The organism is Peristeroidobacter soli, assembly GCF_004138485.1.
Lineage (GTDB): Bacteria > Pseudomonadota > Gammaproteobacteria > Steroidobacterales > Steroidobacteraceae > Steroidobacter > Steroidobacter soli.
The window spans coordinates 713,698-733,728 of the sequence record NZ_RYEV01000006.1 but is presented as its reverse complement, the minus strand read 5'-3'; the positions used below and the strand labels follow the sequence as shown (position 1 = coordinate 733,728).

The following is a 20,031-nucleotide window of genomic DNA, read 5'->3' as shown; positions in this document are numbered from 1 at the left end:
ACACTCAGCCCTTGCCAACACCAGCAAAGCCACACATTCTTAACCCCTCTGGGATGTCCGTTTTCCTCACCTGAGATTGGCTCCATTACGCCGATCATGGCCGGCTCCTTTATGCCGGTCGGTGACAGGAGGCTACCTGACCGAATGAGCCGTCGACCTCGCGACGTATGAAGCGCAAGGATCCCTAGGTCTCGCTGCTAACATTCTCCAGCTGTAATCCGCCCGTCTCGGCTGTAATCTCGGGGCGATGCAAGAGCCCCTGGACGCCTGGTTCAAACGCGAAATACTGCAGCACGAGGCCGCTCTGCTGCGTTATCTCACGCGCGTTTGGCCGCGCAAGCACGAAGTTCAGGATCTGCGCCAGGAAACGTACGCGCGCGTGTACGCCGCGGCAATGACATCACGCCCCGCGTCGCCACGCTCATTCTTGTTTACCACGGCCCATCACCTGATGGCTGACCTGTGGTCCGCAACTATCTCAGCCGGACCGCTCTTGGCCGAGTCGATCTTGTTCACGCGCGCGCCAACGAGTACTCGTGGTGCAATCCAGCGAGTATTGGGTTGGCCTGAACCAAACAAAAATCATCGAGCCGATGCCGCGACTTCGACAACGGCACGGTCGAATTCTCGGGAGGGTCGGGAACGTTATCCCAACGCCTCTCGCAGCTGCTGCCGCGTCCATTGCGCGGTCGGATACGCTGTGACGTTAAAATGAATCAGTCGACGGCTATGATGTTCGATGACGACGAGCACGTACAAGACCGCGACACAGAAATCACACGCGATGATCGCTCGTGCGTGCGACTTCCATCGCCACCACGGCCGAAAGCCCGCTCGATGCCCGCGAATCAGTGTTGCTGGCCGGACGACCACCAACGCCGATCGCCAGTCGAAGCACCGCGATAGAAGCGCCAGCATCACTCGGGTCGCCGCATCGACCCACCTCGGCTTCACGCCCCGCTCCCGATACAGCGCTAGCTGGCGGCGTAGAAACAGGATCTCCGCTTCCAGCGACTCACGCGGCCGAAATAGGAGCCCGCACCACTGGATCAGGTCCCAGGCAAGACGAACGATGATGGAGAACGCACTCAGCACGCCGTGATCATGCCATGGTTACAGAAGCTGGCCAGCCCCGGACTGATGCGCAATGAACAACACAACCCCCGAGCCGACCGCCGCCGCGACCGCCACGACCGTCGCCATCAGCCACCAAAACAGATCCATACCGCGCTGGTACTGCCGAACCGATCGCATGTTGCCCTTGAAGCACCTGAGCCGGTAGTTGACCCAGGCACGGATGCCAAAGACAAGCACAAAAATTTCAACGAGCAGGACTTCGCGCGACGCCGCCAGCAGATTGATCTCGCGAGGTATCGCCTCTTTGAATACCACGCAATTCACCGCAAACGCGAAGAACGCGAGGCTCGAGAGCGTGATGCTCGTGGCGAGCGCCCCGAAATGCCATAAGCCATCGCCCTCGCGATGTCCGATGCGCATCAAAAACGCGCAGTCGCGCAAAAACATCCGCTCAATAAACGTGTGATTCAAATCCACCCCTCACTCTGATTCCATCGCACACTGCAGGGCGAGCGCCTGCAGGGCCTCCAGCTGCCCGGCCAGGTCGAGGACTTCCCAATCGTCTTCGAGCCGCCGATGGCATTGTAAGCCACAGCGCCGCCGGCGCCGTACCAGCCGCCTCGGGCCAGCACCGTGGTTACGCACGCATCGATCATGGCGTAGCTAAACCCCGCCCAGCCATCGGTCCTCGCACCGTTCACCACCTGATACAGATTGAGTGCATAGTTGGCAGCCGTGAGTCCCGTGACAAAGGGCGCTACCGCCTCGGCATTGGTCGCAATGACTTCGGGCCCCAAGAGGCTGCTGTCCATGGCATCGAGGTCATTCGGATGCACGCCTCGCCCCGCGTCGACTTGCCAAGACCCTCAGCCGCAGCACTTGCGATGGTGACCGCGTGATTGGCTGGCCCCAGCAGTTACGGGTCGGGCTGAGGCTTTGAGAGGAATACAGCCTCGACACAAACGGCCATCATCTCAGGCTCTGATGCAGATGCGCTTCCGAGAGCGGAATGAGCCAGTCCAAACATTCTCTGCGAAGGGTCCCGAGCACGAGTTCACACAGAGCGTTCGCCTTAGGACTTCTCGGCGGACTCTTCAAGACCCGCAGACCCAGCCGCTCGATGGACTCATCCACCTCGGTCGAGAAGATGCTGTCCCGATCGTGCAACAGGTACGCGTATTGCTCCTCGTATCCGACCGCCTCGCGTAGTTGCTGCCGCGTCCATTGCGCGGTCGGATGCGCCGTCACGTTGAAATGGTTTAGTCGACGGCTGTGATGCTCGATGACGACGAGCACGTACAAGACTCGGAATGTGCTCGTCACCGCGACACAGAAATCACGAGCAATGATGGCTCGTGCGTGATTTCGCAGGAAGGTCGACCATCCTTGGTCTCCGAGTGGCCGTCCTGGCGCAGGTCGCGGCATGTACTTGGCCACCGTGCGTGGTGACACCTGAAGGCCGAGCTTCAACAGCAATTCGTTCGCGATGCGTTCTTGACCCCATGCCGGATTCTGTCGCGCTATTCGGATCAGCTCACGTAGCTCCTTCGGAATCGTTAGCCGCCCTGACCGAGACTTCCACCGCCACCACAGCCTGAAGCCCGCTCGATGCCAGCCAAATCAACGTTTCAGGCCGGACAATCACCAATGCAGATCGCCAGTCGAACCAGCGCGACAGAAACGTCAATGTGACTCGGGTGGCGGCATCCACCTGCCTCGGCTTCACGCCGCGTTCGCGATACAGCGCCAGCTGGCGACGTAGAAACAGAATCTCCGCTTCCAAAGATTCGCGCGGCCGAAGCAAGAGCCCGCACCACTTGGAGCGGACCCCAGGCCAGACGAACGATGATGGAGAACGCGCTCAGCACGCCGCGATGATGCCATAGTTACGGCAACTGGCCACTCCAGAGGCCGAGATCGAATTTTTTGCGGACCACAGCCGTCGCGAAGCCGACGTGACGATGTGACCGGGCTCACGGACTTTCAACAAGTCCCTGGCGCTGCGCTTCCTGCAGCAGTAGTGCGCCCATATACAGATCCTGTAACGCCAGGCCTGAGCTGTCGAAGACGGTAATCGCCTGATCGTCGATACGGCCCGGGGAGCGACCGGAAAGAACTTCGCCAAGGTTGGTGGGCCGGTTCACGCCCGCGCGCACCGCCGCTGCGATGTGCTGAAACTCACCGATGCTCAGAGATTGCTCGACCGAGTCGCAATAGAGCTGCGCGTGGGCCAGCAACTCCGGCGGCAACTCCTGCTTGCCGACCGCATCCGCCCCCATGCATGAAATATGTGTGCCCGGCCTGACTGCCGTCGCATCGAACAGCGGCTGACGCGAACCCGTCACCGTGACGATGATATCCGCCTTCGCGCAAGCCTCCGCTGCCGCCACGACTGCGACTGAGACGCCCTTCGCACGCAACTTGCTCGCAAGCTCATCCGCCCGCGCGGCCGTGCGGTTGACGATCAAAATCTCCTGGATCGGCCGCACGCTCATGAGCGCGGTGCATTCGTAGAACGCCTGATTGCCGGCGCCGAAGACGGCAAGGCGCGACGCTTCACGTCGTGCAAGATGGGTCACCGCGAGCGCGTTCGCGGCTGCCGTGCGATATGCGTTCGCCTTGGTAGCCTCGATGACGGTATCGATGTGGCCGATCGTTTGATCGAACAGCAGAATGCAGGAACTGTGGCACAGCACGCCGCGAGCGGAATTGGCGTACCAATAGGACCCGACCTTCAACCCCGCAAGCTGCTCGGTACTGCCGGACTTGATGGAAAAGCGATTCTTCGCATCGCTGCCGTGTGCCACGACGACGGGAAATGTCGTGCTTCCAGACTGAGCCACGGCTGTCAGCGCCTGCATGGCGGCCTGTGCCGCGAGTTCAGGCGTGGCGAGGCGCGCCGAGATTTCTTCGGGAATGTACCGCATGACTATCAACCCACTGGATAAGAAAACAAACTTATGCCGGCGCGCAGCCAGCGAGCTTGCCGGACGAATCCGGCGCTCGTTGCAGGAACCGACAGAAAACGAGCGAGCGCGCAGGCTACGCGCGTGCGCCGATATGTGCGGCGAAGCTCGCCATGTCGATGTTTGCTCCGCAGACCAAGACCCCGACGCGGCTGCCGGCGAGCCGTTCACGCAACGGACCAATCAGGGCAGCCGACGCTGCCGCGCCAGCGGGCTCGACCGCAAGCTTCATGGCCCGGAACAGCAACGCCATGGTTTCTCGCAACTCGTCGTCGTCCACGAGAACGATTTCATCCACATTTGCGCGACACAGCTGATAGCTGTAAGGCAGCGCAAATGGCGGCGCGAGGCTGTCGGCGATCGTCGAATTGGTCGCATGCGTCACGGGTGCATTTTCAGCAAAGCTCCGATGCATGGTCGCCGCACCTCGCGGCTCCACGCCATAAACCTTGCAGGTCGGCTGCAGTAGTTTGACAGCGGACGCTACGCCGCCGCACAGTCCTCCACCGCCGATCGGTACGATGACTGCATCGAGCTGTCCCGCTTGCTGCAACCATTCCAGCCCCAACGTCGCCGTGCCCAGCGCCGTGAACGGTCCGTCGAATGGATGCACGAATGTGCGGCCTTCGTCGGCTGCGATTCGCTCGACCCACTCGAAGGCCGTCTTGCCGTCGGGTGCCAGCAGAACTTCGGCGCCGTAAGCACGTGCACTGGCTACCCGGGCCGGGTTGGCAGTCGCAATCATCACAACCTTGGCCGAGATGCCTAACTGGCGCGCGGCGAATGCGGTGGCGATGGCGTGATTGCCCGCACTTACAGCAGTGACACCGCGCGCCAAGGCGTCAGGTGGCAATCGGAGCATGACCGACAGCGCGCCGCGAGCCTTGAACGAGCCCGAATGCTGGAACAGCTCGAGCTTGAGATTGACTCGAGTATCTGGAGCCACGCGAGCCTCGATCTCTCGTCCGCGCCAATCGAAAACGGGCGTGCGAGTGACATGCTGCGAAATCAACCGCTGGGTTGCTTCGATGTCGGCGAGAGACAGTGCAGTCATTGTGAATCTCCAGGAGTACACTTGGCCGCCACTGCCCCATCGTCACGCTTGGTAAGAACCAGGTTCGCGATGCCACCCAGGCCGGCGACCGAAGACATGCTCACTGTAGCCGGGATGCCGCGGGCCGGAGCGTGGAATGTCACGATGTAGTCGCCGAGCGAGCCACTGGTGGTTTCTGCCTTGGCGAGATAACTGGCACCGTTCAGCCACTCCAAGCGGAAGCTGACGGAGTCATCGGCGTCGGCGGCGGCAAGTGTCATCACAGTGGTGTCGCCTCTTCGCCCGACCTCGTAACTGCGGTCGAGCTCGGAACTGAAGTAGCGACCGTCGAGGACGCCGGAGGGTCGCGGTGCGTTCGCCTCCTTGGTAAACCTGATGGGCTCACTCGTTTCGAGCTGCACCACGATGTGGTCCGCATCCTCGTCGCTGAACGACAGGGCATCGTGATACTCGGCGGTGGTCAGCTTCCCCGGCGTTTCCGAAGCAATCAGCTTCATCGGCCCCTTCCCGATGAAAATATCCACGTAACGCTCCGACGCGGCACCGCTGACGGCGAGCAGTATGCCGCGCTCCGAACGGTAGTAAGTGGCGCGGCCTGCCGGTGGAGTGCGCTTATCTTCCGTCGGGCGCGCAGCAGGTCTCGGAAGATTCAGGGACGCATCGGCGATGCCGGCGGCCAAGGCGCCGACGTTTCCCGCTTGAACGTTGCAAAGGAGCGCAATGGAAACGTCGTCATCGGGGAAGCCCCACAGCTGAGCCGTATAACCAGCCGTGCGCCCGCTGTGCCGATAGACGCGATGACCGCGATAGGTTTCGAGAAAAATGCCGGCGCCATAGCTGCGCACCGCACCGCTACGTAGCCGGCCCGGCGTCAGCATCTTGCTCGTGACAAAAGCCGACAGCCCACCTTTGAGCAACGCATGGTTCCAGCGCTGCAAGTCCCCGACGGTGGTCAGCAATGCGCCGTGGCCATAAACGTTTTCGAACGGCATTGCCAGCTCATAGCCCGCGTCCTTGCGGCGGTAAGCGATGGCGCGATCGGGAACGATACGGCGCAGGTCGTCGCGCCACTGTGAGTCGTGCATGCCCAGTGGCACGAACAACTGCTGCCTGCCGAACTCGGCGGCCGACATGCCGCTCACCCGCTCGATGATGACCGTGAGCAGGCCGTAGTTGCTGTTGGAATACTCGAACGCAGTGCCGGGCTCGAAGTTCAGCGTGGTCTGCCTGGCGAGGATCTTCAGCAGATCCTCCATGCCATAGATCTTGCGGTAGAAGCGTGGCGAGCCGCGCAGCGCGGCCAGCGAGCTCCATTCGCGAATGCCGCTGGTGTGATGGAGCAGATCGGCAATTGTAATCTTCGCGCCGTAGCTCGGCATCTCCGGAAGATACGTTCGAATGTCGTCGTCGAGCGTCAGCTTGCCGCGTTCGGCCAGCATCAGCACGGCAGCGGCAGTGAATTGCTTGGCGACCGAGCCCGCCTCTGACACCGTTTGCGGCGTGAACGGTGCGCGATGCTCGATATCCGCCGCGCCGTAGCCTTTTGAAAAAGTCACGGCATCGTGCTTCGTGACACTGATCGCGCAGCCGGGACCGCTCACCGGTCCGAGACCGCGATCCGACATCAGCTGATCGACCACGGGCTCGATGGTGCTTTCACCGGCAAAGCACAGTGCAGGACCGCTCAATAGAATGCCCGCGATCGCCATCACAAACAGCCGCGCGCCGCGCGTCATGATCATTGGCATTGACATTCGACCTTGCATCATTGAGTACGCCCCGCCGCCCGAAACAGCACGACCATCAACAGAACAAAGGGCAGCAACGACAGCCAGTCCGCGCCCGCGCCGGAAAAGAACGGATTCGACGTGCTCATCAGCTTGGTCACTGCCCGATCGAAGTCGCCGAGTACGCCGGCCGAGAACGCGATCCCGATGCCAGCAATCGCTCCGCCCGCGATGTAGCCTGACGCCATCAGCACGCCGGGGCTGCGATCGGCCGCCGCTGCGAGCTCAGCCTCCGAAAGTTCCGTCGAGCTCGCGTCACGCGCACGACGATCAACCAGCCAACGCAAGACGCCGCCGATGAAGATCGGCGCGGACGATGAAATCGGCAGATACACGCCGACAGCGAATGGCAAACATGGAATCGCACACATCTCCAGTACGATGGCGATCATCGCGCCCAGCAAAACCAGGCCCCACGGCAGCTGTTGGGTGAGAATTCCTTTGATGATGTAGCTCATCAATGTCGCCTTGGGCGCTTCGAACTTGGTGACGCTGCTGCCGTCCGGGCGCGCCAGCACGCTACCGTTGATGCCCGGATCGACGAGATAAGCCAACGTGCCATCGTCGCGAACCAGGTAGCGAGCCGCGGCTCCACCGTCAGGATCAGGCTTGTGCCACACGTGATAGACGCCCTCGTCCTGATCGCGTTGTGGCCCCTGCAATGTCTCTGTGGGCAGGCTCGCTACCGCGGCTGGTTTGAGTACGGCGGGCGCCGCATCGACCGGTACATAGACAGTCGCGGCTTGATTGAGCGCCAGCAGGACCGGGCCCAAGGCCAGCGCCGAAGCGAGCGTGCCCACCAGGATCGCGATCTGTTGTGAACGCGGCGTCGCGCCGATCAGAAATCCGGTCTTCAGATCCTGGGAAATCGTGCCGCCGTTGGAAGCGGCGATACAGACGATGCTGCCGACCGACAGCGCGGTCACGTAGTAGCTCGAACCGGTCCAGCCCAACATCAAGAAGATCAAGCACGTGAGCATCAAGGTCGCCACGGTCATGCCGGAGATCGGGCATGAGGAGGAGCCGAGCTCGCCGGTGAGCCGCGATGCGACCGTGACGAACATGAAGCCGAACAACACCACCAGCAGCGCGCCGAAGATGTTCAGATTCAGCGTCGATGCGCCCGGAATGATCGCGATCAACACCACGACGCCGAACATCACCCAATGCATCGACAGGTCACGCTCGGTGCGCGGCGCCTGCGTTGATGCTCGCCGAGCATTGAAGTCGCCGAAGCCCGCGGCCACGCTACGCCAAATGGTGGGCATCGCGCGAGCCAGACTGATGAGTCCGCCCGCAGTGACCGCCCCCACGCCGATGTACAGAATGTAGGCGCTGCGGATATCGCGAGGTGACATCGCCGCGATGGGGATTTCGCCTGGCGCGATCGCCAGTGTCGCGGCGGAACCGAAGAATTGGATCGCGGGAATCAACACCATGGAGGCGAGCAAGCCGCCGCCCGCCATGACCGCGGCAATGCGCGGCCCGATGATGTATCCAACGCCCAGCAGTTCGGGCGACAGCTCGGCGGCTATCGAGCCTTTGGCGAGCGGCGCACCGAAGGTGACTTGCGACGTGCTTTTCCAAAGTTTGAACACGCCCTCCGCCAGCTTGTAGATGAGCCCGATGCCGAAGCCAGTGACGATGGTGCGAGCGGCGCGCCCGATCTGCGCATCAGTCAGCGACGTTCCTCCATCCGAGCCGAGTGCATGCTCCTCGCGGCTCGCCCCAGCTTTGAGGACCTCCGCGCAAGCCGTGCCTTCCGGATATTTCAGGATGCCGTGCTGTTCGACGATCAGCGCTCGGCGCAGCGGAATCATCAGCAATGCACCGAGCAGACCGCCCAGTATTCCGACCAGGATCACGCGGCCGATCTCGAGATCGAAGCCCAGGATGAGAATGGCCGGCATGGTAACGCCGAGCCCAAAGGCGATCGACTCGCCGGCCGAGCCCGTGGTCTGCACGATATTGTTCTGAAGAATGCTCGCCTTGCCGATGCCCAATCGTGCCAATGTCCGAAACAACGTGATCGAGACCACCGCGACCGGAATCGAGGCACCGATGGTCAGGCCCACCTTCAACACCAGATACAATGACGAGGCACCGAACAGAATTCCCAGGCAAACGCCGACCAGCAGATGCGGCAGTGTGAGCTCGGCAACGGCGGCACTCGCCGGAATGAAGGGCCGGACCGAAGGCACCGCCGCCATCACGACCCCATCGATGGCAGGCCGTCCATGATCGCCGTCAGTGCCAGCACGGTCTCACTCTCCATGGCGCTGTGACCGGCAGCCGTCTTCACGAAAGACTCGGGCTGCGCGCCCGCTGCTCGCAGAGCGTCGACCAACTGCGAGGCCTGCGTCAGCGGACACACCTGGTCGAAACGGCCATGCACGATGTGAACCGCCACGGCGGCAATGCGCGCGGCGTTGTTCAGGATGTAGTCCGGTGGCAGGAACAATCCATTGCTGAAGTAATGCGCTTCGATCTGCGCCAGGCCGAGCGCGAACTCGGCGTTCGCGAACTTGCCGCGGTCGGCGTTGTCCGGAATCAAGTTGGAGATCGCGCCTTCCCACATCGACCAGGCTTGCGCGGCACGCAACTGCAGCTCCTTCTGCGCGTCGTTGGCGGGCGTCATGTCGAAGATCGCCTTGTACGCGGCAATCATGTCGACACGTTGCTCGGGCGGGATGACTTCGACGAATTCCCGCCACTCGTCGGGATAGTGGATGTAGGCGCCCGGCTCAGTGAGCGCGTAGGGCGTTTGGGTGAATACCGCCGCGTTGCCCTGATACATATAAAGCAGGTCCGCGCGAGACCCAAGGAAGATCCCGCGCACGATCAGAGTCTGAACGTTCTCGGGATGGCGTATGGCGTAGACCAGCGCCAGCGTGCTGCCCCAGCTGCCGCCAAAGAGATGCATCTTTCCTTTGATTCCGAGCGCGTCACGCAACACTTCGATATCGTTCACCAGGTCATCGGTAGTATTTCTGGTGAGTGCGAGGCGCGGTCCGGCCACGGCCACGCTGGGCTCGCTCTTGCCACAACCGCGCTGATCGAACAGCACCACGCGATAGCGTGCGGGATCGAAGAAACGCGCGAGGTACGGTGCGCTGGTGCCGCCGGGGCCGCCATGCAGGACCATGACCGGCTCGCCGCGCGGATTGCCATACTCCTCCCAATAGAGCGTGTGATCCGGATCGCGGTCCACTTGCAGCCGCCCGGTTCGATGCGCCACCGCGAGCGGATATTTCCATTGCTCCGTGACTTTGCTGGTGGTTCGTAGTTTTGAGAAATCCACACTCGTTCCCGTCGTTCTTTGATTGTTGGCTGGGGCATCAGCCGGTGAAGGCGCGCGCCAGCTGTTCCGGACTGCGCCGAAGGACGCTCAAGTTCAGTGTGAGCGCCATGCGTCCCTGTTCCGGCTCACGCACGAGGATGTCCGCCGCGGCAAGCCTTTCAGCCATGCTCTGCAACCGTTCCGCGGCGATGTTCACGAAAACGATGCTGCTGCCGCCCGGCACTCTTTCGATGGAGAATCCACCGGCAGCTTGCAGTCGATCCAGAAGCGTCTCGAAACGAGCACGCGCCAGCACGATCTGCGCTGGAAACGTGCTCAGACTGTGTAGCGCTGGCAACGCGCACTGCCATCCCTGGTAGATCGTGCCGCCATGGACGTGGCGCAGCTGGCGGGCTTTGTCGATCAGCTCTTTCGATCCCGCGAGGATCGCACCGTACGGTGCATCGAGATACTTATAAAGCGACAGGTAAACGGTATCGAACAAGGCGGCGGTCGCCGGCAGATCGAAGCCCGGCGTGCCGAGCGACAGCAGCGAGCGAGCGCCGTCCCAGTGCATGCGAATGCCGTTACTCCGCGCGAGATCGCTGATGCCCTTCAATGTGTCGAACGGAATAGTCGCGCCGCTGTGGCGCCGGACCGGACTCTCGAGCGCGATCGCGCCGACCTTGGCGGCGTACGGACCACGCAGCGAAGTCTCGATGGCCGCCGAGAAATCGTCGACTGAAGCAACTGCCCTGCCTGCCGCCAATGGCATGAGGTTCAAGCCGCCCAGCATCGCCGCGGCATCGCCTTCATCCAGATAGAGATGACTGTCGTGCTGGACCAAAACGCGCTCGTGCGCCGGGCAGTGAACTCGCAAAGCAATGGTGTTCGCCATGCTGCCCGTCGGAAAAAACGCGGCGGCGTCCTTGCCGAACAGGGTGGCGACGCGAGCTTCGAGCTCCGCGACCGCGCCGCCCTGTAGATATTGATCCTCCGGCCGAGTCGCCGCGGCCACCAGCTGCGTCAGCTCGGCCATGGCTTGCGCACCGGATTTGGGAACGAGATCGTTTCGAAAAGAAACAGTTTTGGATGTTGGCCCCGTCTGGGCCGCTTGCCCCGCTCGGGACCACGCCGGCGCGGCAGCCAGCGGAGATAACAGCGACAACGCTCCCGCGCCTCGCAACAGCGAACGTCGATTCATCAGCACACGTCGCTCCAGTTCGTCAGTCATCTAAAGGCCGGCGCGGGAAAATCGGGACGCTGAAACTTCGGCGTACTCAGCTCGACGTTCACGGGCAATTGCGCCAGCTGTCCGGAGCGCAGAAAGCTCAGCACCTGGGTCTTGACCTTGGGCAGTTGCTGCAACAACGCGGCGTAGGCGCCGTGACCGCCGCGATGAACCACGATCGCGTGCCGCTTCGAAAAATACGGCAGCATGCCGAGTGTGTTTTCGATAGGCGTACTTGTGTCCCAATCGCCATGCACGAACAGCACGGGAATATCGCTTTGGCTCGGCGCCCGGAAATCGTCACCGACATCCGCGCTCGGCCACACCGAGGCGGCGGCGATATAACCTGCGAAATCCCATTCCCCAAGCAGCGCGACGGCCGGATCGGTGCGCAGTTGCTGTTCCCTGGCGGCCGACACGCCGATGCTGCTATCGATCAGCGGCCCGATCATTGCCTCGACGCTCGAGTCGGCACCGCGCTCGGCGATGACCTCTTTCGCCCAGGCGTCGTAGTGACCGTGATACAGCGAAAGTATTCGAGCCGGCCAGGCTTCCGTAGGCGTAAGTAACGCGCGCTGCAGATCGCCCGAGCCGAGCACCACGTTGCGCCTTTCGTTGGTTCCCTCGACTTCGACGGCAACAGTGATCGGAGCTCTGGCGAATCTTTGCCGAAGCGCAGCGACCGCGCCCATCAGACCGCCAGGCGGCAGATAGGGAATGAGGAACGGCTCCTGGTTCGCCTCCCATGCCATCCGCTGCAGCGCTGCGTAAACATGCGAGGGCATGTCATACGTCGCCGCGAGCGGCTCGACCCCCGACAACAATGCGCGAGCCACGCTCTGTGGATGCGTGCGCATCACGGCGAAGCTCCACTGCGAGCCGAAGCTCTGCCCGACGAGCGTGACCTGGTCATAGCCCAAGGCGCGACGCAGATCGTTCAAGTCCTCGACGCATTCGAGGATGGTGTAACCGGCGAGATCCTTATCGGCATGAGCCGCTACGGCCGCTCGTGCGCGCGCCACTTCAGCCTCGACTCGGGCTTCGATAGTTGCGGGTCGATCGAGCGGCTGAGCGACGGCACGTACCGGCAAGGTCAGCATCTCGCCCCTCGGCGAGTACCCACGCTGATCGAGGATGACGACGTCACCGGCCTCCCGATAGTCCAGAAACATCTTCCTTCGCCGCAGCGAGCGCTCGTCATCGTCAGCCAATGCACCAAGAACGGTGTCGCCCGGCCCGCCGGGGAGCACGAACAGCGGTGGCGTCTTCGCCTTGTGCGTCGAAAACAACCGAGCGTAACCGACCCCGATCAAGCGACTTTGCGCCGACGCGCGATTCTCGGGCACGAACAAGGTGCCGATCTCGTACTCGACGACTTCGCCCGTGGCCGAGACTGTGGTTGCACGCTCGCGTACCACTTGCCCTGGCTTGCCGATGACCGATGCCCACACCGACGCTGCGAGCAGCAGCGTGACGAGTCCCAGCAACATCGAGGCCGGGCGCGCTGCTCTGGAGCGCAAGCAAGACGCTTGCGAGGCTCGAGTCATGTGAGCGTGGGTCAACGTGATACCCGATTATTTCAAATAGCGATCGCGCAGCTCGGTCTGGCGACTGGTGAGCGAAGTCACGATGCCCTCGATGATCACGGTGACTGGTGCCGACGTGGTCTCCAGGGGATCACCGTCCCAAACGACGACGTCCGCGACATACCCCACTTGCAGCGATCCAAGGCGATCCGCGACACCCCACATGCGTGCCGGATTGCTGGTGACTGCGGCCAGCCCCTGCTCCCATGGCAAACCATGAGCCACCGCCACTCCAGCAAGTTGCGACAACGGCGGCGCGATGTCGCCTTCCGCCTGCGCGAACGCGATCCGCACGCCCGCCGCATTCAGGCGCGCCGCGTTGGCCAGCGTCGCGCCCATGAGTTCCCAGCGGTTGGGCAAATTTTCGGTGGGTCGAACAATCACTGGAACCTTCGCCTGCGCCAGGACGCTGGCGGCGCGCCAGGCTTCCGCCCCGCCCGCAACGATCAGGTTCCAGCCATGCTCCCGCGCGAATGGAATCAGCAAACGAATGTCGGCTTCGCGATCCACCGCGACCACGATGGGAACCTTCCTGGCAACCGCGTCTTTGATCGATGCATCGGCGCTCGCGGCCTGCAAGCGAGCCAGCGTTCCAGCGCGCGATCCACCGGCTCCGGTTGCGCCAGCTTCTCCAAGCAGCAGATTCAAGCTGGCGTGTCGTTCGAACACCATGTCCGGCGCACCGGTCAGCCGAACCAGCGCTGACACTCCGCCAATCAAACTCTTGCCGAGTCGGGGCGTCACGACGGCACGCGTTACGCCCTGGCGACGGTCGATGGCCACGCTCGGCGAGTTGAAGTTCACCGCGTCCGCAATCTCGTCCGCCGACGCCGCGCCGGACGCATCGTTGGCCTCATCCTCCACGGACTCGATCAATCCCACCACGGACAGTGGATCGAAGAACCCAGGCGTGACGATGCGGTTCGTCGCGTCGATGACCTGCGCGCCAGCGGGCACGGGGATAGTGGCGCCAACGGCTCGAATCCGCCCGTTCTCGATCAGTATGGAACCGCGCTCGATTACACCGGCGGGTCCTTGCGTGTGAATGCGGCCGTTCTGAATCAACAATGAATCCGCGACGACCGGCCCGCCGAGCAGCACCGCGAGCACGAAGACCATGACGCGCGCCTTCATTGTTTGGACTCCACGGCGGGCTGCCCAAGCAAGAAATCGCTGCCGCGGACCGAGTCGGGATGAGCACGGTCGACCACTGTCGCACCGTCGATCAACACTTCATCGGCGAGCGCATAGACGCTGAACGGATCGCGACTCCACAACACCACGTCGGCGGCCTTGCCGACCTCCAGCGAACCGGTTTGTTTTTCGATGCCCAGCAGCGTGGCGGCATTCAACGTCACCCACTGGATGGCGTGCTCGGGGGAAATGTCGATGCCGGCGCGTCGCCCCGCCGCCATCGCTCTTGCCGCCGACTGATTCAGGCGCTGACCTTCGAACTCGGAGTCCGAATGCATGACCACGCACGCGCCCTTGCTATCGCTGATGGCGGCATTTTCGGGCACGAAATCATAGGACTCCCGGTGACCCGTGGCGCCATTCCAGTCAGCCCAAACCGCTGCGCAAGTGCCACGCGCGGCCAGCAGTCCCGCGATCTTGTAAGCATCCGTGGCATGGTGAAAGGCGCCGATACGGAAGCCGAACTCCTGTGCGACATCGAGCATCGTTGCCATGTCATCGCTACGGTAACAGTGCATGTGGACGCGAATCTCGCCCGCCAGCACGCCCGCCAACGTCTCCAGGCCAAGATCGCGATCCGGTGCCTCGCCCTTGGAACCCGCCTTGCGATACTCATCCCACGCGGCCCGGTACTTGGCTGCCGCGATCCAGGCCTGGCGATCCATCGCGACCTCGCCCATTCGCGACGTCGGCGCCATGCCGCGCATGCCATAGATGCGCTTGGGTGTTTCTCCGCACGCCATCTTCAACCCGTAGGGCGCGCCCGGAAACTTCATTCCTTGCACGGTCGCGGAGTGGACGGGCTTGATCACTACCGAACGACCGCCGAACAACCCTGGCGATCCGGTCAGGACCTGCATCGACGTTACGCCGCCGGCACGGCTGGCTGCGAACGCGGGATCCTGTGTCCACAGCCCGTGCTCGATGGCGACCTGTGGCACGACGGGATCGCTAAGCTCGATCTCATGATTCGCCGCCGTCGTCGCCGGCCGCAATTGCACGCCGGCGTGAACGTGCACATCGATCAGACCGGGCGTCAGCCACCGGCCGCGTGCGTCCACTTCACGCGCACCCGCGACCGCCGGCAGTTGCGGCCCGATAGCCGAGATCCGACCTTCCCGGATGAGAAGGTCGTGATCCCGCAGCAGCTGACCGGTGCCGGTCAGGATGCTGGCGTGTCGATAGATGACGGGTTGAGACTGCGGCACGACATAGGTACTCGCGTACGGCTGGGCCGAGACGAGGCTCGCACCGAAAAGAATCAACCCTGTCAGCATCAGAAGCTCCGCGACACACTCAACCCGATAGTACGTGGACGGATGGTGCTTTCGGAAAATCCGCCGGCGCTTCTGCTGGCCGCGAAGTTGGCTTGCCGTACGATGGTCGGATCCGCGTCGAGCAAGTTATTGGCGTAGATGCTGATCTCGTAATCCCCGGTGTCCAGGCCGGTGCGCAGCGACACCACTTCGTAGCCTTCTCGCTCCAGGCTCGGGTCGTTCGGTGCCGTCGTGGTGCGCACAAATCGATAGGCTCGATCGATGCTGGTTCCTTCGGCACGCACATAGGCGGACCAGGTATCTCGCAGCTGCCAGGCGTATTGCGCGGACAACGTCACCGTCAGCTCCGGTGTGTTCGGCAGCTGAGTGCCCGACAGCGCACCGACCACCGGCACCGGCGGCGTGGTGTTGGTGACGCCAGTGATGCGATCACGAGCCAGCTCGGCGGAGAAGAAGTAGTTGAAGTTGAGGCCGAGGGTCAGGCCGCCGCCGAGCGGACGAAATTCCAGATCGCCTTCCACGCCCTGGATGCGAGCCGCGCCCAGATTCGCGATCGGCGACGCGCCGCAGGGCCGACTGAGATTGATGGACTGCTGAATGTTGTCCCAGTCGATCTGATAGACGGCGGTCGCGTACGTCAAGGTCCGCTCGAACCAGCGCCCTTTCGCGCCCAGCTCGTAATTCCACAAGGTGTCCGAGTCGTACGCCGGTACGCCGCCCGACAGGCCGAGCGCGTCGAGCGCCGGCTGACACGCGGCATTGGCCAGGAACAGCGGCCCGTTCGCGCCGCCTTCGCGATAGCCCTTGGCGGCAGCGGCATACACCATGTGGTCATCGGCGATCTGGTACTCCGCCGAGAAGCGCGGCGTCACCGGATGCTCGCTCGAATCGGGCGGCAGGATGGTCGTGGTCGTGCCACCGAGAATGGGCGCGAAGACCTCCACCGAGCGGGCCGACTTGCCCTTGACGCTCGAAACGCGCAGACCCGCGGTCAAGGTGAGCTTGTCAGCCAGGTGCGCCGAGACCTCACCGAAGCCGGCCAGCTCATCGCCCTTGCTCGAGCTGTCCAACGTCTCGATATCGCCGCCGGCCAGCAGGCTCGTCGGTGCGATGTTCGAAACGCTCAGCAGGTTGCTGTGAAAGTTCTGGTCGGTCGAGCCTTTGGAGCGGCGATAGTAGCCGCCGACCAGCCACTCGAACATGCCCTCGCCGGAGGACGCCAGACGCACCTCTTGCACGAATGCGCTGAACTCCTTGGTACGCCGTGCCAGCAAGCTGACTTGATCGCGCGTCGCCGCCGGCAGGCCGAAGGACGATGCCAGCGCGTACGAGGCGTCTACGTCGTACTCGACGGTTTGATCGTGGTAGGACGTCGAGGAGGTCAGCTCGGCAAAGCCGAGATCGGCGGTGAGCTTGAAATTCGGCAACACGATGCGATCGTGCAAGCCGGTGTCGGCCCGCTCGGTCCTTTGATAGCGAGCCAGCGGCGTATTGACGTCGGCGAAGGTGCGGAACACGCCCATGAACGACTGCGCATCGTCCTGGCTATCCTGATAGATCACCGACAGCGTGCCGGTGACTGCTTCGCCAAAGCGCGTCGCCAACGCCAACCGACCGCCGAAGGACTCCCTGGAATTGGCATCCTTCTCGCGCACCGCGCCGGTCGCATCATCGACGATGTCGATATAGCCGCCGTCGTGGGAGTAGAACCCGGCAGCGCGGAAGGCGAGATTGTCACTGAGCGGTCCGCTCAAGGACAGCTGCGTCTCGTAGTTGATGTCGCCGTGTGCGGTAGTACTCGTCTCGGCGAGTGCCCGGCCGGAGAATACTTCGAAGTCGGGATCCGGCGTCACGTAGCGGATGGCGCCGCCCATCGCGCTGGAACCGAACAGCGTACCTTGTGGGCCGCGCAGAACCTCGATGCGGGAGACATCGAATATCTTCAGGTCCGGCGAGTTGTTGCCCACGGTTATCGGCGTGTCGTCCACATACACCGCGACCGTCGCCGCAGTGGCGCCATCGGGACCGATGCCGCGCAAGGAGTAGAACTTCGGCGAGTTCTCCGTCGTCGCCTGCACCGCCATGCCCGGCACGGTCAGCGACAGCTCCTCGACGTTGCGCACGCCTTTACGTTCGAGGGTGTCAGCGGTAATCGCCGTGATCGACAGCGGCACGGTGAGAATCGACTCCGAGCGCTTCTGCGCCGTGACGACGATCTCTTCGACCGTGCCTCGTGAGTCATCGCTGGCCGCAACATCGGTCGCAGCTTGCGCGCGTGCTTCATTGCCCGCGGCGAAAATCAGCATGGCGCTTGACGCCCCAGTCAGAAACTTCTTCATTTGGCTCTCCCCTCGGCTTCAGCGCGGTCGGTCGAAGGTCCAGTTCGTGCCGTTGCGCAGGCAACCGGTTTTTCAATTCATCGACACTCGATACATCGTCCAGGCACGAACCTCGAGCCTGCCCCTCAATTGCGCACCTGCTCCGGCGTGCGACCGACCAGTCGCGCGTAAGCTTCCGGATCGGTGGCACCCTCGGTGTTGATCAACAACACTCGCGAATGCGCGTCCAACTGCAAAGCGGCCGACATCGACTCGGATTGCCGCGCGCTCATCAGGCCCGCCAATCCGGCTGCACCACTTTCGCCCGCCACGATGCTCACATCGCCGTCCAGCGGCTCGGCGAACTGGCGCATCGCTCGCACGGCGTCTGTTTCCGTGACCGTCATGAAGGCATCGGCCAAGCGGCTCAGCACGTTCCACGCCACCAGTGAAGGCTCGTAGCATTCGAGCATCGCCATGACTGTGGGCTGGCCGCGAGGGATCGCAACCAGGCGACCGGCCTCGTGACTGGCATAGATGCAGGCAGCGCGTTCCGGCTCGACGACGACGACCTTCGGTCTGCTCTCTCCATAAGCAAGTGCGAAGTATGCGGCTACGGCTGCGGCCAATCCGCCGACTCCTGCCTGTACGAAGATGTGTGTCGGTGGTTGGCCGATCTCGCGTTCGACTTCGCGCAGCATCGTGGTGTAGCCCTGCGCCACGAGCCTCGGAATCGATTCGTATCCGGGCCACGAGGTGTCCGAAATCACGTGCCAGCCGTGTTCCTCCGACATGCGCGCAGCGGCGATCACTGCGTCGTCGTAGCTGCCTCGCACGTAGCGAATCGACGCGCCAAATCGCTCGATGGCCGCGGCACGAGCGGCAGAGACACCTTCATGAAGAAAAATGACCGCCTGGCAGCCGACGAAGTGCGCACCCGCCGCGACGGAGCGACCATGGTTGCCGTCTGTCGCACAGGCGAATACCACGTCTTTCGCGATGGCCCGCAGTGCCGGGTCAGCGAGCTCAGTCGCCAGAACTTCGCGACCCAGTCTTTTGGAAGCATCTCGCAGGAACACGCGTAGCAATGCATAGGCGCCGCCGAGCGCCTTGAAGCTGCCGAGGCCCAGCCGTTCGGACTCGTCTTTGACGCGTACCTGCGCGACATCGAGACGCTGGGCTAGACGGGGCAACGTGTAAAGCGGTGTTACGCTGTGCTTCGGACAGAGCTCCAGCAACCTTTGTGCCTCGAGCGCCGCCGCCGGACTCATGTGCATAGCGTCCGCCGCGTCGAGCGGTTGTCGATGAGTGGGCAGTCGGTTGAGCGTGAACACGTCGTGGAAAGCTCCTGGCGTGCGGAAATCTTATTGATCCGCCCTCGACGTTTGTGCTCTATTTCCGCGGCCTCCGCTGATCAAAATTGCGTCGCGACGTAGCGAGACGAGAATTCCTTTCATGGAACCACTGGACGAGTTCGACTTGAAGATCCTGGGCATCCTGCAGCGGGACAACCTGACGAGTCAGCGCGACATCGCCGAGCGGGTCTCGCTCTCGGCCGCCGCGGTCCATCGCCGCATTCAACGCCTGCATTCGCTCGGCGTCATCGCCCGCGACGTTGCCGTCGTCGCACCGGAGAAAGTGGGTCGCCTGATCACGCTGGTCGTTGAAGTCGTGGTCGAGAGCGAACGTCTCGAAGCACTCTCGGAGCTCAAACGCGTATTCGCCGCAGCCCCCGAAGTCCAGCAGTGCTACTACGTGACCGGCGAGCCGGACTTCATCCTGATCGTCACCACCCGCGACATGGCGGAATACGAAGCGCTCACCCAGCGATTGTTCTTCGGCCAGAGCAACGTGAAGCGCTTCCGGACCTGCGTCGTGATGGACCGGGTCAAGGCGACCCTGGACGTGCCGCTGCAGCCGGCGGGCTAATGGACACCCTGGCAGCGCACGATTGTGGTGCGCAAATTCTCAGTCGGTCGGTCCGATAACTGTTCTGACGCAGATACGCTTCCGAGAGCGGAATGAGCCAGTCCAAACATTCGCGGCGAAGGGTACCCCGAGACACGTTCACAAATGGAATTCGCCTTTGGACTTCTCGGCGGGCTCTTCAGTACGCGCAGACCCAGCCGCTGGATGAACGCATCCACCTCGGCCGGGATGCTTATCCGCCCGCTTACCTTTGGTATCGGTGACACCGAGATGCTTCAGGCTGTGCAGCGTGAAACGCTGCTTGGGGGTGTTCACCTCGGCGGCCGTTGACG

At 62.8% G+C, this 20,031-nt stretch carries 19 protein-coding genes; 3 read left to right on the top strand and 16 right to left on the bottom strand.

Going from position 1 to position 20,031, the window contains the following annotated elements:
• The first annotated feature begins 247 nt into the window (after nucleotides 1-247).
• The gene (locus EKO19_RS40035; protein ID WP_129780947.1) at nucleotides 248-715 is read left to right on the top strand and encodes an RNA polymerase sigma factor; all 468 of its coding nucleotides are present in this window, start codon (nucleotides 248-250) and stop codon (nucleotides 713-715) included.
• Here EKO19_RS40035 and EKO19_RS38755 read toward each other — a convergent pair.
• The 16 genes from EKO19_RS38755 to EKO19_RS29365 all read right to left on the bottom strand — a co-directional run bounded on the left by EKO19_RS38755 (nucleotide 646) and on the right by EKO19_RS29365 (nucleotide 19,104).
• Complete coding sequence (locus EKO19_RS38755) at nucleotides 646-1,095, bottom strand: hypothetical protein (RefSeq protein ID WP_175597209.1); 450 nt, start codon at nucleotides 1,093-1,095, stop codon at nucleotides 646-648. The two genes, EKO19_RS40035 and EKO19_RS38755, sit on opposite strands and share 70 nt — an antisense overlap.
• 18 nt (nucleotides 1,096-1,113) lie before the next feature.
• A complete protein-coding gene (locus EKO19_RS29435; protein WP_129780946.1) occupies nucleotides 1,114-1,548 on the bottom strand; it encodes a hypothetical protein in 435 nt (144 codons plus the stop codon).
• A complete protein-coding gene (locus EKO19_RS29430; RefSeq protein ID WP_129780945.1) occupies nucleotides 1,545-1,889 on the bottom strand; it encodes a hypothetical protein in 345 nt (114 codons plus the stop codon). Before EKO19_RS29430 ends, EKO19_RS29435 begins: the two co-directional genes overlap by 4 nt.
• A gap of 157 nt (nucleotides 1,890-2,046) precedes the next feature.
• Nucleotides 2,047-2,373: a hypothetical protein gene (locus EKO19_RS29425; RefSeq protein WP_246038986.1), complete on the bottom strand. Its 327-nt coding sequence runs from the start codon at nucleotides 2,371-2,373 to the stop codon at nucleotides 2,047-2,049.
• 238 nt (nucleotides 2,374-2,611) lie between these two features.
• Nucleotides 2,612-2,881 carry a hypothetical protein gene (locus EKO19_RS29420; protein ID WP_129780943.1) on the bottom strand — a complete coding sequence of 90 codons (270 nt, stop codon included), beginning with the start codon at nucleotides 2,879-2,881 and terminating at the stop codon, nucleotides 2,612-2,614.
• 169 nt (nucleotides 2,882-3,050) lie between these two features.
• Nucleotides 3,051-4,004 carry an ornithine cyclodeaminase family protein gene (locus tag EKO19_RS29415; protein ID WP_129780942.1) on the bottom strand — a complete coding sequence of 318 codons (954 nt, stop codon included), beginning with the start codon at nucleotides 4,002-4,004 and terminating at the stop codon, nucleotides 3,051-3,053.
• Nucleotides 4,005-4,119: 115 nt separating this feature from the next.
• On the bottom strand, nucleotides 4,120-5,097 hold the full coding sequence (locus tag EKO19_RS29410) for a threonine/serine dehydratase (RefSeq protein ID WP_129780941.1): 978 nt from the start codon (nucleotides 5,095-5,097) through the stop codon (nucleotides 4,120-4,122).
• Nucleotides 5,094-6,845, bottom strand: coding sequence for a serine hydrolase domain-containing protein (locus EKO19_RS29405; RefSeq protein ID WP_157995493.1), 1,752 nt, complete (start codon nucleotides 6,843-6,845; stop codon nucleotides 5,094-5,096). Before EKO19_RS29405 ends, EKO19_RS29410 begins: the two co-directional genes overlap by 4 nt.
• A gap of 17 nt (nucleotides 6,846-6,862) precedes the next feature.
• On the bottom strand, nucleotides 6,863-9,094 hold the full coding sequence (locus EKO19_RS29400; protein WP_129780939.1) for an OPT family oligopeptide transporter: 2,232 nt from the start codon (nucleotides 9,092-9,094) through the stop codon (nucleotides 6,863-6,865).
• Nucleotides 9,094-10,185, bottom strand: a complete 1,092-nt coding sequence (gene pip, locus EKO19_RS29395) for a prolyl aminopeptidase (RefSeq protein WP_129780938.1) — start codon at nucleotides 10,183-10,185, stop codon at nucleotides 9,094-9,096. The genes EKO19_RS29400 and pip overlap by 1 nt, the downstream gene beginning before the upstream one ends.
• A gap of 37 nt (nucleotides 10,186-10,222) precedes the next feature.
• Nucleotides 10,223-11,398: a threonine aldolase family protein gene (locus EKO19_RS29390; protein WP_129780937.1), complete on the bottom strand. Its 1,176-nt coding sequence runs from the start codon at nucleotides 11,396-11,398 to the stop codon at nucleotides 10,223-10,225.
• Nucleotides 11,395-12,885, bottom strand: a complete 1,491-nt coding sequence (locus EKO19_RS29385; RefSeq protein ID WP_217705688.1) for an alpha/beta hydrolase — start codon at nucleotides 12,883-12,885, stop codon at nucleotides 11,395-11,397. The genes EKO19_RS29390 and EKO19_RS29385 overlap by 4 nt, the downstream gene beginning before the upstream one ends.
• Before the next feature lie 84 nt (nucleotides 12,886-12,969).
• Nucleotides 12,970-14,115 (bottom strand): amidohydrolase family protein, encoded by a 1,146-nt coding sequence (locus EKO19_RS29380; RefSeq protein ID WP_129780935.1) that lies wholly within the window; start codon nucleotides 14,113-14,115, stop codon nucleotides 12,970-12,972.
• Nucleotides 14,112-15,452, bottom strand: coding sequence for an amidohydrolase family protein (locus tag EKO19_RS29375; protein WP_129780934.1), 1,341 nt, complete (start codon nucleotides 15,450-15,452; stop codon nucleotides 14,112-14,114). Before EKO19_RS29375 ends, EKO19_RS29380 begins: the two co-directional genes overlap by 4 nt.
• Entirely contained in the window at nucleotides 15,452-17,791 is a 2,340-nt protein-coding gene (locus tag EKO19_RS29370; RefSeq protein ID WP_129780933.1) for a TonB-dependent receptor, read from the bottom strand. The genes EKO19_RS29375 and EKO19_RS29370 overlap by 1 nt, the downstream gene beginning before the upstream one ends.
• A gap of 125 nt (nucleotides 17,792-17,916) precedes the next feature.
• Complete coding sequence (locus tag EKO19_RS29365) at nucleotides 17,917-19,104, bottom strand: diaminopropionate ammonia-lyase (protein ID WP_129780932.1); 1,188 nt, start codon at nucleotides 19,102-19,104, stop codon at nucleotides 17,917-17,919.
• 121 nt (nucleotides 19,105-19,225) lie between these two features.
• Between EKO19_RS29365 and EKO19_RS29360 the strand changes: the two genes are divergently transcribed.
• Both EKO19_RS29360 and EKO19_RS29355 read left to right on the top strand, forming a co-directional pair.
• The gene (locus EKO19_RS29360; protein ID WP_129780931.1) at nucleotides 19,226-19,699 is read left to right on the top strand and encodes an Lrp/AsnC family transcriptional regulator; all 474 of its coding nucleotides are present in this window, start codon (nucleotides 19,226-19,228) and stop codon (nucleotides 19,697-19,699) included.
• Between the two features lie 144 nt (nucleotides 19,700-19,843).
• Entirely contained in the window at nucleotides 19,844-20,029 is a 186-nt protein-coding gene (locus EKO19_RS29355; protein WP_129780930.1) for a hypothetical protein, read from the top strand.
• Nucleotides 20,030-20,031 lie beyond the last annotated feature (2 nt).

Coding starts and splice junctions, on each gene's coding strand:
- EKO19_RS40035 (WP_129780947.1), top strand. CDS start 248: ATGCAAGAGCCCCTGGACGCCTGGTTCAAACGCGAAATACTGCAGCAC.
- EKO19_RS29430 (WP_129780945.1), bottom strand. CDS start 1,889: ATGGACAGCAGCCTCTTGGGGCCCGAAGTCATTGCGACCAATGCCGAG.
- EKO19_RS29415 (WP_129780942.1), bottom strand. CDS start 4,004: ATGCGGTACATTCCCGAAGAAATCTCGGCGCGCCTCGCCACGCCTGAA.
- EKO19_RS29410 (WP_129780941.1), bottom strand. CDS start 5,097: ATGACTGCACTGTCTCTCGCCGACATCGAAGCAACCCAGCGGTTGATT.
- EKO19_RS29405 (WP_157995493.1), bottom strand. CDS start 6,845: ATGCCAATGATCATGACGCGCGGCGCGCGGCTGTTTGTGATGGCGATC.
- EKO19_RS29400 (WP_129780939.1), bottom strand. CDS start 9,094: ATGGCGGCGGTGCCTTCGGTCCGGCCCTTCATTCCGGCGAGTGCCGCC.
- EKO19_RS29390 (WP_129780937.1), bottom strand. CDS start 11,398: ATGACTGACGAACTGGAGCGACGTGTGCTGATGAATCGACGTTCGCTG.
- EKO19_RS29385 (WP_217705688.1), bottom strand. CDS start 12,885: ATGTTGCTGGGACTCGTCACGCTGCTGCTCGCAGCGTCGGTGTGGGCA.
- EKO19_RS29380 (WP_129780935.1), bottom strand. CDS start 14,115: ATGAAGGCGCGCGTCATGGTCTTCGTGCTCGCGGTGCTGCTCGGCGGG.
- EKO19_RS29375 (WP_129780934.1), bottom strand. CDS start 15,452: ATGCTGACAGGGTTGATTCTTTTCGGTGCGAGCCTCGTCTCGGCCCAG.
- EKO19_RS29370 (WP_129780933.1), bottom strand. CDS start 17,791: ATGAAGAAGTTTCTGACTGGGGCGTCAAGCGCCATGCTGATTTTCGCC.
- EKO19_RS29360 (WP_129780931.1), top strand. CDS start 19,226: ATGGAACCACTGGACGAGTTCGACTTGAAGATCCTGGGCATCCTGCAG.
- EKO19_RS29355 (WP_129780930.1), top strand. CDS start 19,844: ATGGAATTCGCCTTTGGACTTCTCGGCGGGCTCTTCAGTACGCGCAGA.